The organism is Streptomyces sp. NRRL F-525 (assembly GCF_000716605.1).
GTDB lineage: Bacteria > Actinomycetota > Actinomycetes > Streptomycetales > Streptomycetaceae > Streptomyces.
Genome location: NZ_JNXE01000002.1, coordinates 23,315 through 37,382 on the forward strand (window position 1 = coordinate 23,315; position 14,068 = coordinate 37,382).

The 14,068-nt window shown below is 72.9% G+C and carries 8 protein-coding genes and 1 pseudogene; 5 read left to right on the forward strand and 4 right to left on the reverse strand.

All coding sequences use genetic code 11. The annotated features are described in order from the left end of the window. Positions 1-23: 23 nt before the first annotated feature. Positions 24-308 (reverse strand): hypothetical protein, encoded by a 285-nt coding sequence (locus tag OO69_RS03210; RefSeq protein WP_033278835.1) that lies wholly within the window; start codon positions 306-308, stop codon positions 24-26. A gap of 81 nt (positions 309-389) precedes the next feature. Further along, positions 390-2,834, reverse strand: coding sequence for a SpoIIE family protein phosphatase (locus OO69_RS03215; protein WP_033278836.1), 2,445 nt, complete (start codon positions 2,832-2,834; stop codon positions 390-392). A gap of 207 nt (positions 2,835-3,041) precedes the next feature. Between OO69_RS03215 and lanKC the strand changes: the two genes are divergently transcribed. The 4 genes from lanKC (at position 3,042) to OO69_RS53820 (ending at position 9,535) form a co-directional block, all read left to right on the forward strand. Further along, positions 3,042-5,642, forward strand: coding sequence for a class III lanthionine synthetase LanKC (gene lanKC / locus OO69_RS03220; RefSeq protein WP_033278837.1), 2,601 nt, complete (start codon positions 3,042-3,044; stop codon positions 5,640-5,642). A 48-nt stretch (positions 5,643-5,690) separates the two neighbouring features. Beyond that, positions 5,691-5,807: a SapB/AmfS family lanthipeptide gene (locus OO69_RS03225; RefSeq protein WP_033278838.1), complete on the forward strand. Its 117-nt coding sequence runs from the start codon at positions 5,691-5,693 to the stop codon at positions 5,805-5,807. Between the two features lie 90 nt (positions 5,808-5,897). Further along, complete coding sequence (locus tag OO69_RS03230) at positions 5,898-7,637, forward strand: ABC transporter ATP-binding protein (RefSeq protein WP_033278839.1); 1,740 nt, start codon at positions 5,898-5,900, stop codon at positions 7,635-7,637. Further along, the gene (locus OO69_RS53820; RefSeq protein WP_420707847.1) at positions 7,634-9,535 is read left to right on the forward strand and encodes an ATP-binding cassette domain-containing protein; all 1,902 of its coding nucleotides are present in this window, start codon (positions 7,634-7,636) and stop codon (positions 9,533-9,535) included. The genes OO69_RS03230 and OO69_RS53820 overlap by 4 nt, the downstream gene beginning before the upstream one ends. Here OO69_RS53820 and OO69_RS49910 read toward each other — a convergent pair. Continuing rightward, positions 9,458-10,039, reverse strand: a pseudogene (locus tag OO69_RS49910) (LuxR C-terminal-related transcriptional regulator); the annotation flags it as partial. The gene OO69_RS53820 and the pseudogene OO69_RS49910 overlap by 78 nt on opposite strands. A gap of 234 nt (positions 10,040-10,273) precedes the next feature. On the opposite strand from OO69_RS49910, the gene OO69_RS03245 reads away from it, so the two are divergent. Beyond that, entirely contained in the window at positions 10,274-12,412 is a 2,139-nt protein-coding gene (locus tag OO69_RS03245) for a SpoIIE family protein phosphatase (protein WP_033278841.1), read from the forward strand. An 81-nt stretch (positions 12,413-12,493) separates the two neighbouring features. Here the strand turns inward: OO69_RS03245 and OO69_RS03250 are convergent, their stop codons facing one another. Next, positions 12,494-13,876, reverse strand: a complete 1,383-nt coding sequence (locus OO69_RS03250; protein ID WP_199810871.1) for a S1 family peptidase — start codon at positions 13,874-13,876, stop codon at positions 12,494-12,496. Positions 13,877-14,068: the final 192 nt, after the last annotated feature.

Genomic DNA, 14,068 nt, shown 5'->3' on the forward strand with positions numbered 1-14,068 from the left:
ACGATGAAGGGGCCGTGAGGTGTCTAACCGGCTGACGGACCGGACAAATCGCCTGCGGCCCGTGCCACGTCCGCCTCGACCTCGGCCCGGTCGAGGCCCTCGTCTCGCGCGTACTCCTCGGCCGCGGCCTGCATGTCACGGGCGAGGTCGCGCCAGGCCCGCCAGGCGGTCTCGTAGATGTCGGTCTCGGCCTCGGTCCAGGACTCGTGCGCGGGGGCTCCCAGGGAGTCCCGCATCTCCTGCACCCGGGCGCGTGCCGCCTGGGCCGCGCGGTGCTTCTCGACCAGTTCCTCGAAGGTGTGTGCCACAAGCCCGCACCCCATCACGGCACGGGCGCCCGACCGTCCCGACCTGCCGTTACGTGCCCGTAGAGGCACCCGTGCGGCCGTCTACCGGTCGAGCGCGATCTCGGCCCACACCTGTTTGCCACCGCTCACCGGCACCGTGCCCCAGGCCGCCGACATGGCCTCGACGAGGAGGATCCCGCGGCCTCCGGTGGCCTCCCAGCCGATGCTGGTCGGTTTGACCGGGGTGCGCGGCGAGGAGTCCGCGACGGCGACCCGGAACCGCCGGTTGACGAGGGTGAGGTCGAGCCGGACCGGCCCGTCGGTGTGCACCAGCGCGTTGGTGACCAGCTCGGACACGACCAGCAGGATGGTGTCGGTCTCCTCGGTGACGCCCCAGGTGCGCAGGGTCCGCTTGGTGAAGCGGCGGGCGTGCCGGGCCGCCTCGGGGACGCGCCACACCGTCCAGTTCTCCCGGCGGGGGCGGGTGGCGAGGCCGTCGTAGCGCATGAGGAGGAGGGCTACGTCGTCCTCGCGGCGGGCGTTGCCCAGCAGGGCGTCGGCGACGAGGCCGAGGTGGGCGGGGTCGGAGACGGCGAGGCCGTGGGCGAGGCGGTCGAGGCCCTCGTCGATGTCGGCCTCCTTGGACTCGACGAGGCCGTCGGTGGTCAGGGCGACGACGGTGCCGGGCTGGAGGCGCAGCGGGCTCATGGGGAAGTCGGCCTGGGTGACCACGCCGAGCGGCGGTCCGCCGTCCGCGTAGGGGATCTCGGTGCTGCCGTCCGGGTGGCGCAGGACGGGCGGGAGGTGACCGGCCCGCACGTACCAGGCGGAACCTTCCTCCAGATTCACGTCGACGTAGCAGCAGGTCGCGAAGAGGTCGGTCTCCAGGTCGATGAGGAGACGGTTGGCGTGCGAGACGACCACGTCGGGCGGGTGTCCCTCGACGGCGTAGGCGCGCAGCGCGGTGCGCATCTGGCCCATGAGGGTGGCGGCGCCCGCGTTGTGGCCCTGGACGTCGCCGATGACGAGGGCGACGTGGTTGTCGGGGAGCGGGATCACGTCGTACCAGTCGCCGCCGACCTCGAGACCGGCCGTGGTCGGCAGATAGCGGGCGACGGCGACCGCGCCGGGCAGGGTGGGCAGGCGGCGCGGCAGCAGCTGGCGCTGGAGCATGCCGACGAGTTCGTGCTCGGCGTCGAAGGCGTGGGCGCGCATCAGGGCCTGTCCGGCGAGCCCGGCGGAGGCGGTGAGCAGGGCGCGTTCGTCGGGGCCGAAGACGTGCGGGTCGTCCCAGCCGATCAGACAGGCACCGGAGACCCGGCCACCGGCGGACAGCGGCAGGACGGCGAGGCCGCCCGGTCCGACCTCGGCGAGGGCCGGCTCCAGGTCCGTCCCCGCGGGCCAGATCGCGGCGCGGCCCTCGCGCAGGGCGGCGGCGAGGGTGGGCATCGTGCGGACGGGTGCGTCGGGCCATTCGCTGCGCCATTCCAGGCGCCACAGCTCGGGCCAGGCCTCCGGCTCGGGCGGGTCGAGGACGGTGACGACGAGCCGGTCGCCCTCCAGTTCGGCGAGCGCGATCCGGTCGGCGCGCAGCGGTTTGCGCAGGGCGGCGACCACGGCCTGGCTGACGTCACGGACCGTGCCGGCCATGGCGAGGGCGGCGGCGAGGCGCTGGACGCGGGCCACGTCGTTGACGCCGGAGCGCAGCTGGGAGGCCGCGCCTACGGTGCCCACGAGGCGGGCGGGACGGCCGTCGCCGCCGGGCAGCAGCCGCCCGCGCAGCCGCAGCCACTTCGGCGTTCCCGAGGGCTGCAGCACCCGGAACTCCAGCTCACGGTCGCCGATGGCCATGTGGTCGGCCTCGACGACGGACATCAGCGAGGGCAGATCCTCCGGCACGGTCAGCCCGAGCAGGGTCTCGACCCGGCCGTCGAAGTCGCCCGGGCCGAGCCCGAACAGCTCCAGGACGTCGCCGCCGACCTCGACCCGCCCGGTGTCCATGGCCAGGTCGAACGCGCCCGCGGCCACGTCCTCGCCCGCCACCGACTCGGCCGGTACCGGGATCGCGACCGCCTCGGCGATCAGCGCGAGGCACGCGCGGTCCTCGGTGCCGAAGCCGTCCGGGCGTTCGCCGACGACGAGGAGACAGCCGCCGCCCCGGTCGCCGCGCACGGGCAGCGCCGCCAGATGGAACTCCCCCGACGGCAGCCGCCGCGCGTCACCGCCCGCGGCCAGTTCCTCGGGGCCGAGCCACACCGCGTGCCCGGCCCGCCGCACCTCGGCGACCGGTGATCCCCCGGCCGCCGGATAACCGTCCCGCAGCCCGTAAAGCGTGCGCGGCACCCCGGCCGACTCGACCAGGCACAGGAGGTCGGCGTCGTCACCGGGTGTGTACACCCCGGCGAAGCTCGCACCGGCGAAGACGAGGGCCTGTTCGAGGACGCGGCGCAGCCGTTCGCGGGGGTCGAGATCGACGGTGAGCGTTTTGAGGGCAAGTTCGGCACGCAGAGTTCGCGTTCCGCGTCCCTCAGTGCCCTCACTGACCACGTCCGCAATTACAGCGCTTATGCGCCGACTGCGCAGCCCCTGTGACCGTTCCGTGGAGATGAGGGTCCGGATGGCCCTCTTCCGGCTGGAAAGGTGCCGAACAAGTCTTTACGCATGCGTTCCGCACAGGGATCTCGTGACAGGCGTGACTGTCCGGGTCCCTCGCCCGGCTGGGAGATTCGACCCGGACCACGGAGGGGGACGACCATGGACAAGCGGTACGAGGTGTACGCGCTCGCCGACCGGCACTTCTACGAGACACCGGACCGCCTGTCCGCGCCCGGCACGGAGACCGCCGCGCCCCTGTTCGACACGGCGCGCCGCGAGGTCCCCGAGGGCTGGAGCTCGGCCCGCATCGGCGACTGGCTCACGCTGACCCCGCTGGACGAGGACGGCGGCCCCTTACGCGGGCCGGCCCAGGGCTGGAAGATCCACGCCTCGGCCACCCGGGCGAACGCGGACCGCGTCGCCGCCCTGGTCTGGGACTACTGCGTCCCGCGCAGCATCCCGTTCAAGTTCGTCCCGGGCCCGCACCTGCTCCACCTGCGCAACACGAAGTACGCGGGCCGCGACACCAGCGGCAAGTTCGTCACGGTCTACCCGTCCGACGAGGACCAACTCCACGAAATCCTCAGCGAGTTGGGCAAACTCCTGGAGGGCTTCGAGGGCCCGTACATCCTCACCGACCTCCGCTGGAACGACGGCCCGCTCTACGTCCGCTACGGCGCCTTCGCGCGCGCCTTCGTCGTCGACGAGCGGGGTTCGCTGGTCCCGGCGGTGCGGGACGGCTCGGGGCAGCTGGTGCCGGACCGGCGGGCGCCGTCCTTCCAGGTCCCGGAGTGGGTGACCCTGCCGGCGTTCCTGGAGCCGCAGCTCACGGCGCGCAACACCACGACGGTGGGCGACCTGCCGTACCGCATCGAGAAGGCGCTGCACTTCTCGAACGGCGGCGGGGTGTACGCGGGCACCGACACCCGGGACGGGCGCAAGGTCGTCCTCAAGGAGGGGCGGCCGCACGCGGGGCTCGCCTCGGACGGTGCCGACGCGATCGTCCGCCTCGAGCGGGAGAAGCTGGCGCTGGAGCGGGTCGCCGGGACCGGGGTGGTGCCCGAGGTGCGGGACTGGTTCCTGCTGGGTGAACACCGGTTCCTGGTCATGGACTTCATCGAGGGGCGCTCCCTCAACTCCTTCTTCGCGGAACGGCATCCGCTGCTCACCCCGGACCCCGACCCGGACGCGGTCGCCGCGTACACGGCGTGGGCGCTGAGGATCCACGCGTCGGTCGAGCGGGCGATGGACGCGGTGCACGAGCGCGGGATCGTCTTCAACGACCTGCACATCTTCAACGTCATCGTCGCGCCCGACGAGGAGTCCGTGTTCCTCATCGACTTCGAGGCGGCTGCCCCGGCCGAGGAGAACGGCCGCCAAGTCGTCGCCCACCCCGGCTTCTTCGCGCCGCCTGACCGCCGGGGCGTCGACGTCGACCGGTACGCGCTGGCCTGTCTACGGCTCGCCCTGTTCCTGCCGGTGACCACGCTGTTCGTGGTCGACCGCGGCAAGGCGGCGCACCTGGCCGAGGTGATCGCGGGCCAATTCCCGGACGTGCCAAGGGAGTTCCTGGACAAGGCGGTAGCGGAGATCACCCGGGGCACGACCACGGTCGCTCCGACCTTCGTACGGCCCGGCGACTGGCCCTACAGCCGTGACTCGATGGTCAAGGCGATCCTCGCCTCCGCGACCCCGGACCGGGACGACCGCCTCTTCCCGGGTGACGTCGCCCAGTTCTCCGACGGCGGCGGACTCGGCCTGGCGCACGGCGCGGCCGGTGTCCTGTACGCCCTCGACGCGACCGGCGCCGACCGCTACGAGGAGGGCGAACGCTGGCTCCTGGACCGCACCGCGCCTTCCCCGGTCGGTACCCCGCTCGGCCTGTACGACGGACTCGCGGGCGTCGCCCACGTCCTCGACCGCCTCGGCCACCGCCAACGCGCCCTCGACCTGATCTCCGGCATCCTCGCGGAACGCTGGCAGAACCTCTCCTCCGACCTGCACGGCGGCTTGGCGGGCCTCGGCCTGGTCCTCGGCCAACTGGCCGCCGACACCGGCGAGTCGGAGCTGCGCGAGCGCGCGGCGGAGGCCGCGGACATCCTCGTACGACGCCTCGCGGAACCGCGCCCCGCCACACCCCGGCGACGCGCCGGGCTGCTGCGGGGTGCGAGCGGGCCCGCCCTCTTCCTACTGCGGCAGTACGAGTCGACGGGCGACCGGCGGTTGCTCGACGCGGCAACTGCCGCCCTGCGCCGGGACCTTGAGTGCTGTGTCGTGCAGCGCGGCGGCGGCCTGGAGGTCGACGAGGGGTGGCGGACGCTGCCGTACCTCGGCGACGGGAGCGTGGGCCTGGGCATGGTCCTCGACGACCTGCTGGCCCAAGTCCAGGACGAGGAAGGCGAGTTCGAGCGAGCCCGCGCCGGGATCCTCACCTCCGCGACCTCCCGCTTCTACGCGCAGCCCGGTCTCTTCCAGGGCCGTGCGGGGATGGTCCTGCACCTCGCCCGTACGACCGCGCCGGGCGCCGACGCCCGCAGGCTGGCCGAACAAGTCACCGGTCTCGGCTGGTTCGCGATGTCGTACGAGGGCCAACTCGCCTTCCCCGGGCACCAGATGATGCGGCTGTCCATGGACCTGGGCACCGGAACCGCCGGTTGCCTGCTCGCGCTCGGCGCGGCCTTCGGCGACGCCGAGTCGGCCCCCGGGCTGCCCTTCCTGCCGCCGCTCCGGCGGCCCACTCAACGCGGCTCCGCGAACTGACGGAGTCGTGACACCACCAACCCCGTCCCCACAACGAAAGGACTTCTCATGGCACTTCTCGACCTGCAGACGATGGAATCCGACGAGCACAACGACGGCGGCGGCGCGAGCACCGTCAGCCTGCTCTCCTGTGTCAGCGCGGCGAGCGTTCTGCTCTGTCTCTGACGAATCGGTGAACCCACGGCTCCGGGCGGCCCCCTCCCACGAGGGGAGGGCCGCCCGGGGTCCACGTCACGTCACCCCGAGGACACCCGTATGACGACGCACGCCCAAGGAACCCCATTGCTGCGCTCGGCCGTGCGCGCGGCCGGTGTTCGCTGTGTGGCGCTGGGCGCGGTCAGTACGGCGTCCACGGCGACCGCGCTGCTGCTGCCCGCCGTTCTGGGCCGCACCCTGGACCACCTGCTGGCGCACGCCCCGGCGGCACGCTGGGTGTGGGCGTGCGCGGGGCTGGTGCTGCTGATCGGGGTGCTGGACGCGTGCGGGACGGTGCTCGGCGGCACGGTCACGGCCGGTTCGACGGCGTGGCTGCGTCGGCGCGTCACCGGGCATGTACTGGCGCTCGGCCCGCGCGCCAACTCCCGTTTCGGTTCAGGGGAGTTGGTGGCCCGGCTGGTGGGGAACGCCGCGCAGGCCGGGACGGCGCCGGGTGCGGTGGCCGCGCTGTTGGCAGCACTGGCGGGACCGGTCGGAGGCGTGGTCGCGCTGGCGCTGATCGACCCGTGGCTGGCGGCCGTGTTCCTGGCCGGGGCGCCGCTCCTCACCTTCCTCCTCCGCGCCTTCGCCCGGGACACCTCGGAGTGCGTGACGCGCTACCAGCAGGTTCAGGGCCGGATAGCGTCGGCGCTCGCGGAGGCGATGGGCGGTTTCCGCACGATCCAGGCGGCGGGTACGGCGGACCGCGAGACGGCACGGATCCTGCGCCCGCTGCCCGAACTGTCCCGCGCGGGCCACCGCATGTGGCGGGTACAGGGACGGGCCGCGGCACAGGCGGTAACCGTGGCACCCCTCCTCCAACTGGCCGTAGTAGCCGTGGCGGGCTACCAGTTGACGAGGCACGCCCTCACGGTGGGCGACGTGCTGGCCGCGTCCCGATATGCGGTGCTGGCAACGGGTGTTGGGGTACTGGTCGGCCAACTCTCGGGCCTGCTCCGCGCGAAGGCAGCGACCCGGCGCCTGGACGAGATCCTCGCCGAACCGGCCCCGGTCCACGGACACCGTCAACTCCCTCCAGGCCCCGGCCACTTGGAGCTGCGCGGCGTGACCGCCCGGCAAGGCGAACGAACTGTCCTGTCCGACATCGACCTGGTGATCCCCGGCGGTACGACCCTGGCCGTCGTCGGCCGTTCCGGTGCCGGCAAGTCCCTCCTCGCGGCGATCGCGGGCCGCCTGACCGACCCGGCCGCGGGCGAGGTCCTCCTCGACGGGATCCCGCTCCGCGACCTGAGCCACGACGAACTACGCACCGCGATCGGCTACGCCTTCGACCGCCCGGCCCTGCTCGGCACGACGATGGAGGACACAATCGCGTTCGGTCTGCGGTCGCCGTCGCCCGCCGGAGTCCGGGACGCGGCGGAAAAGGCCCACGCGGACGCCTTCATCCGCCGCCTCCCCCACGGCTACGCCACCCGGCTCGTCGACGCCCCCCACTCCGGCGGCGAGTCCCAACGCCTCGGCCTGGCAAGGGCGTTCGCCCACGAGGGCCGTGTCCTGATCCTCGACGACGCCCTCTCCAGCCTCGACACGATCACCGAACACCGGATCACTAAGTCCCTCACGGGCCCGGACTCCAACGGCACCCGCCTCCTCATCGCCCACCGCGCGGCCACGGCGGCCCGCGCGGACCTGGTGGCGTGGTTGGACGGGGGGCGGGTGCGGGCGGTGGGGGCGCATGCGGAGTTGTGGAGGGTGGCGGGGTATCGGGAGGTGTTCGGAGGCGAGGAGAGGGCGGTGGCGGAAGCGGGGAAGCGCGACGCGAAGGGGGCCGGCGGATGACCGGCGAGCCGGAGTCGGGGCGCCGGGAGGGGCCCGGTCGAAACCCGTCCCGGGACAACGACGGGATCCGCCGCCGCGGCCTCCGCTTCCTCCGCGCCCGCTGGCCCGTGCTGATCCGGCTCGCCGCCTGGTCCGTGCTGGAAACCGGGCAGACCTTTCTCGTCGGGTACGGGCTCGCCCGGGCACTCGACGCCGGGTTCCTCGTCGGGCGGGGCGGCGTCGGGCTCGCGTGGCTCGGAGTGGCGGGAGTCGGTGTCGTCGTCGGGGCCTTCGGAACCGGGCGCGTCTATCGCGGTGTCGCCGACCTCGTCGAACCGCTCCGGGACCTGCTCGTCGCACGCGTCGTCGCGCGCGGGGTGCGGGAGGCGGACGGCGGGGCGTTGTCGGGGCTGACCCAGCAGGTGGAGCTGGCCCGGGACACCTTCGCGGGGCTGGTGATGGTGTCCCGGTCGTTCGTGTTCACCGCCGTGGGTGCGCTGGCAGGGCTCGTCTCACTCGACTCGCTGCTGCTTCTCGTCGTGGCGCCGCCGCTCGTCGCCGGGGTGTGCCTGTTCGCGGCGACCCTGCGTCCGCTGGCCCGACGGCAGGAGACCTTCCTCCTCGCCGACGAGGCCCTCGCCGACCGGCTGGGCACCGTCTGCCCCGGGCTGCGGGACATCACGGCGGCCGGTGCCGAGGAACGGGTCGCCGTCGACACCGGGCACCTCGTCGACGCCGAACTGCGTGCCGCCCGTTCCCTGGCCCGCTGGAGCGTCCTCCGCGTGGCGTCCCTCGCGGTCGGCGGCCAGTTGCCGATCGTGCTGCTCCTCGCCACCGCCCCCTGGCTCCTCGGCCACGGCGTCACCCCTGGCGGTCTGGTCGGCGCCCTCGCCTACGTCACCCAGTCCCTGCTGCCCGCCCTCCAGAACCTGGTCCACGGCCTGGGCACCAGCGGCTCCCGCCTGGCGGTGGTCCTGCGGCGGCTGGCACCGCCGTCGGCCTCCGGAACTCCGCCCGCGGTACCCCACCTCACCCCCACCCCACCCCTGACCAATCCCCCAGCCCTCTCCCTCACCTCCGTCACCTTCGCCTACGGCGCCGCCGGCGCCCCCGTCCTCCGCGACCTCACCCTCGCCCTCCCCCAAGGCGCCCACCTGGCCGTCGTAGGCCCGAGCGGTATCGGGAAATCCACGCTCACCGCCCTCGCCGCCGGACTGCTGAAGCCCGGACGCGGCACGATCCGGATGTACGGGCGGCCGGTGTCCGAGACGGTCGACCGGCGCGTGCTGATCCCCCAGGAGGCGTACGTCTTCAGTGGGACCCTCGCCGACAATCTGAGCCACCTACGACCGGACCCCGTACCCGAGGCGGAACTGCTCGCCGCAGCCGAAGCCGTCGGGCTCGCCCCGCTGCTCCAAACCCTCGGCGGCCCCGACTCCCCCGTCGACCCGGCCGCCCTCTCCGCCGGCGAGCGCCAACTGATCGCCCTGACCCGGGCCTACCTCTCCCCCGCCCCCCTCGCCCTCCTCGACGAAGCCACCTGCCACCTCGACCCGGAGGCGGAGGAACGCGCCGAGCACGCCTTCGCCCGGCGGGAGCGGAGCGGCGGCGCGCTGATCGTCGTAGCGCACCGCATCAGTTCCGCGCGGCGCGCCCACCACGTGCTCGTCATGGACGGGCAGGACACCGCGCTCGGTACGCACGGCGATTTGCTCCGTCGCTCCCCGCTCTATCGGGAACTGGTGGGCAACTGGTCGTCAGAGCCAGCCCTCGCCCTGGGAGATACGGATCGCGTCGATGCGGTTGCGGGCGCCGGTCTTGCGGGTGATGGCCGCCATGTAGTTGCGCACGGTCCCGTGGGACAGGTGCAGGCTCCCGGCGATCTCCGCGACGGAGGCGCCCTCGGCGGCCAGGGTTAACACGCTCAGCTCTCTTCGGGTCAGCGGCATCTCCGCGGCCTTGAGGAATCCGAAGCCCAGGGAGTCGTCAACGAAACGTTTCCCCTCCGCGACGCGCCGAATGGCGTGCACCAGCCGGTCGGGTGGGCTCGCCTTGTCGACATAGCCGAGGGCGCCCTCCTCCAGCGCGCGTTTCAGCAGGCCGGGGCGGTGCGCGGTGGCCAGGACGAGGAGGCCGGGCGGGGTGGGGCCGGTGCCGCGCGGGCCCACTTCGCCGAGTGGCGGGATTCCGTACGCGTCGTCGCAGTCGAGGTCCGCCGCGCAGACGTCCGGCCGGACGGACCGGACGCGACCGGGTGCTGTGCGCCACGGGGTGTCCCAGACCCCGAGGCCGGGTTCGCGGCGGAGCCACTCCGCCAGGACCGATCTCACCAGACACGCGTCGTGCACCAGAAGTAGCCGGATCACTGCCGTCCCCTCAGCTAGCCGTTCGCCGGTTTCACGGTGGTTTCGCGTGTGCCCCATTGTTCGCGACCGTGACCGCGCGCGGGCCCGGAGATCCGGCCAACAGGGTGCGCGGGGGCGCACGCGAGGCGCTCGTACGCCGCCGCGCGCTTCGATTCGGGGGGTATACGACCGGGGCCTTCGGGGTACGAGCGCGCGCTTCACCGCCGGGGAACCGGCTCGCTCGCCGTGCGCGTCCGGCCCCCAGGGTGGAGCCTGATCACTGGGAACTGGACCGCGCGGCCGTACGAGGAGGTGGTCGGCGTGTCCGACGGACAGGCGTCGGGGCAGGCGCCGGTCGGGCGGCCGATGCTGTCTCTCGCGCTGGCCGCGATGATGGACGGCGTCCACGCACACTCGGGCGCGGTCTATCTGCTGACGCCCGACGAGCCGGTGCTGGAGATGGCGGTGATGGCCGGGCTGCCCCGCGCCTTCGCGGCGCCCTGGGAGCGGGTGGGGCTGAGCGCGCCGATCCCGGTCGCCGAGGCGGTGCGCGAACGGCGGCTGATCTGGGTCGGCGGCGAGGAGGACATGGCCCGCCGCTATCCGCGCATCGCGGTCGTGCTGCCGTACCCCTTCGCCCTGGCCGCCGTACCGGTCGCCACGGAGTCGACGGTCTACGGCTCGGTCTTCGTGACCTGGCCCGGTTCGCATCCCCCGGTCCTCTCCGACCGGGACCGCGATCAGCTCACCTCCGCCTGCGACCGGCTCGCGGTGCGGCTGGAGCGTGCCGTGGCGGAGCGGCTCCCGGTGCGGGCCGAGCCCGATCTGCTCGCCACCGGGCCCGCGGCGAGCGTGGCCGGGACGCTGGGCACGGTCGAGGCGGCGCGGATGGTGGCCCGGCTGCCGTACGGGCTGTGTTCGCTGGATCTGCACGGGCGGGTCGGCTTCGCGAACGCGGCAGCCGGGGAACTGCTCGGCCTGCCGGTGAGCGGTCTGCTCGGCACCCAGTTGTGGGCGGCGGTGCCCTGGCTCAACGACCCGGTGTACGAGGACCGTTACCGTGCCGCGCTGCTCAGTCAGCAGGTCACGTCGTTCGTGGCGCTGCGGCCGCCGGGCGACTGGCTGTCGTTCCGGCTGTATCCGAGTACGACCGGGCTGAGCGTACGGATCAGCCGGGCGCGGGCGGTGACGGAGCTGAGCCGGGCGGCGACGCAACCGGGCGAGGGACCGTCGCGGCTGGTGACCATCTCGCAGGTGCTGAGTCTGGCCGGGGCGCTCACCGAGGCGGTCGGGGTGGAGGATGTGGTGCAGCTGATCGCGGACGAGGTCGCCCCGGCCGTGGGCAGCCAGGCGCTGGTGGTCCTCGGTTCGCAGGGCGGGCGGCTGCATGTGCTGGGACACCGCGGCTATCCGGACCCGCATGTCGTGGAGCGCTTCGACGGGATGGCGCTGAACGGGTCGACGCCGGGCACGGCCGCCCTGAACAGCGGTGTGCCCGCGTTCTTCGACTCCCGGCAGGAGCTGGAACGGCTGTATCCGAGCCGGCACGCGACCCCGGACGGATTCGCGGCCTGGGCGTATCTCCCCCTGATCGCCTCCGGACGCCCGGTCGGCACCTGTGTGCTGGCCTACGGCGAGCCGCATGTCTTCCCCGCGGACGAGCGGGCCGTGCTGACGAGTCTGGGCGGCCTGATCGCTCAGGCGCTGGAGCGAGCCCTGCTCTACGACGCGAAGAACCAGCTGGCCCATGGACTGCAGGCCGCGCTGCTCCCGCACTCGCTGCCACCGCTGCCGGGCATCGAGGCCGCCGCCCGCTATCTGCCGGCCACCCAAGGCATGGAGATCGGCGGCGACTTCTACGACCTGGTGACCTCCGAGGGACTGGCCGCCGTGATCGGTGACGTACAGGGGCACAACGTGACCGCGGCCGGGCTGATGGGGCAGATCCGGACCGCCGTCCGCGCGTACACGACCGTGGGCCAGGCTCCGGAGGAGGTCATGCGCAGCACCAACCGGCTGCTGATCGACCTCGGTTCCGAGCTCTTCGCGAGCTGTCTGTATCTACGGCTGGATCCCGCGCGCGGTACCGCCGTGATGGCGCGGGCCGGGCATCCGCCGCCGTTGCTGCGCCGGCCGGACGGGCGGGTACGGGTGCTGGACCTGGCGGGCGGTCCGCTGCTGGGCATCGACGCCGACGCCGTGTATCCGACGACGGAGGTCGATCTCGCGCCCGGTTCCGTGCTCGCCCTCTACACCGACGGGCTCATCGAGTCACCCGGCGTCGACATCGAGGACGCCCTGGCCGAACTGGGCCAACGCCTCGCGGCGGCAGGGGACTTGCCGCTGGAGGAGATCGCCGACGAACTGGTGCGGCACAGCGCGGCCGCGCAGGAGCGGATCGACGACGTGGCTCTGTTGCTGTTGCGGGCCCGGGAGCCGGGACCGATGTAACTGCCGTACAAAGCAGGGCGGTCCGGCCCTCCCGCCGGAGGGCCGGACCGATCCACCGCCGACCTGATGGAAGGGGTCGGATCAGTGGTTCGAGGTGAGCGACGAACCGTCGTCGGCCCCGGTGCCGGTGTCCTGGCCGGTGCCGCTGGCGTCCGTCGCGGACGGGTCGACGGCGCCGGACTGGTCACCGGTGCCGTCGGTCGCGTTCGGGTCCACGGCGCCGGACTGGTCGCCCGTGCCATCGGTGGCGGAGGGGTCGGCGGCGGTCGCCGACGGGTCCGCCGTGGCGGTGTCGTCGCCCGCACCCGCGCCGGCAGCGCCGTCGCCGAGGGTGGCCCCGGTCGCGGTGAGCGCGGCGGTGACCGGCTGGAAGAAGGTCTCGCCGCCGGCGGTGCAGTCGCCGCTGCCGCCGGAGGTGAGGCCGACCGCGCCGCCGTCCTGGGTGAAGAGCGAGCCGCCGCTGTCACCCGCCTCGGCGCAGACGTCCGTCTGGATGAGGCCGTTGACGGTGTCGACACCGTTGGGGTCGGTCTCGCTCTGGAAGTTGACCGTCGCGTCGAGGCCGGTGACCGTGCCGTCGTGCAGACCGGTGGTGGAGCCCATCCGGAAGACCTGGGTGCCGACCGTGGCGTCCTCGGCCTGGGTGATCTGGACGGTCTGGCCGTTGCCGACGTTGACGTCGCTCGTGGTCTGCGTCGCCGGGTCGTCGTACTTCACGAGGGAGAAGTCGCTGACGGGGAACGTGGCCTGGTCGACCGTGGCGATCGGCTGGCCGTCCTGCGAGTCGGACCACTGCTTCGCCGCGACGCCGCAGTGTCCGGCGGTCAGGAAGGCGGGGGTGCCGTCGCTCGCGGTGACGTTGAAGCCGAGGGAGCAGCGCACGCCGCCCTGGTCGGTCTGGGCGAAGATGGCGTCGCCGCCGGAGACCAGCGTCTTGAAGGAGCCGCCGGTCTTCTTCACCGTGGCCATGTTCGTGCCGAGGCTCTTGACCGTCGAGAGCACGGTGTCCCACTTGGAGCCGGTGACGGTGCTGTCGGCGAGGACCTGGATCTTGTTGGTCTTCGGGTCGACCGACCAGGCGGTGCCGGGGACGGTGGCCTTGGTCTTCAACACCTGGGCGGCGGCGGTGAGTTCGGCGGTGCTGTTCTGCACCTTGCGCACCTTGGCGCCGGCCTTCTCCGCCTGCACGACCACGTTGTTGTTGTCGCCCGAGATCACGTTGACGACGAGCTGCTGCGTGGCGCTGTCGTAGTAGGACCCGGCGAAGGCGTCACCCAGCAGTCCGGCGATCTGCGAGGAGAGGTCGGAGGCGCCCGTCGCCTTGAGGGTCTTGGGGGTGGCGGCGCCTGCCGAATTGTCCTGGGACGCGTTGGCGTTCGGGAGCAGGATCGCCGCCGCTCCGAGAGCCGCGACACCGCCAACCGCTATCGCTGCCTTGCGCTTCGGAATTCGCTTGTGACTCAAACTGCTCGACCTCCTGGGGACCGGGGTCTGTGCCGCCGGGGCGGCGGCTTATGGGGGGCGCCTGGATGCCCGTTGATACGCACGTGTCACGTGGGCCGTTCAATTCCGTTTCTCAACTTCCTTTGCGAAACCGCGAATCGGCCATGTGCAAGCCCTGACCCGGCCGGGGTACGAAGGGGCTGCGGGCCAGTG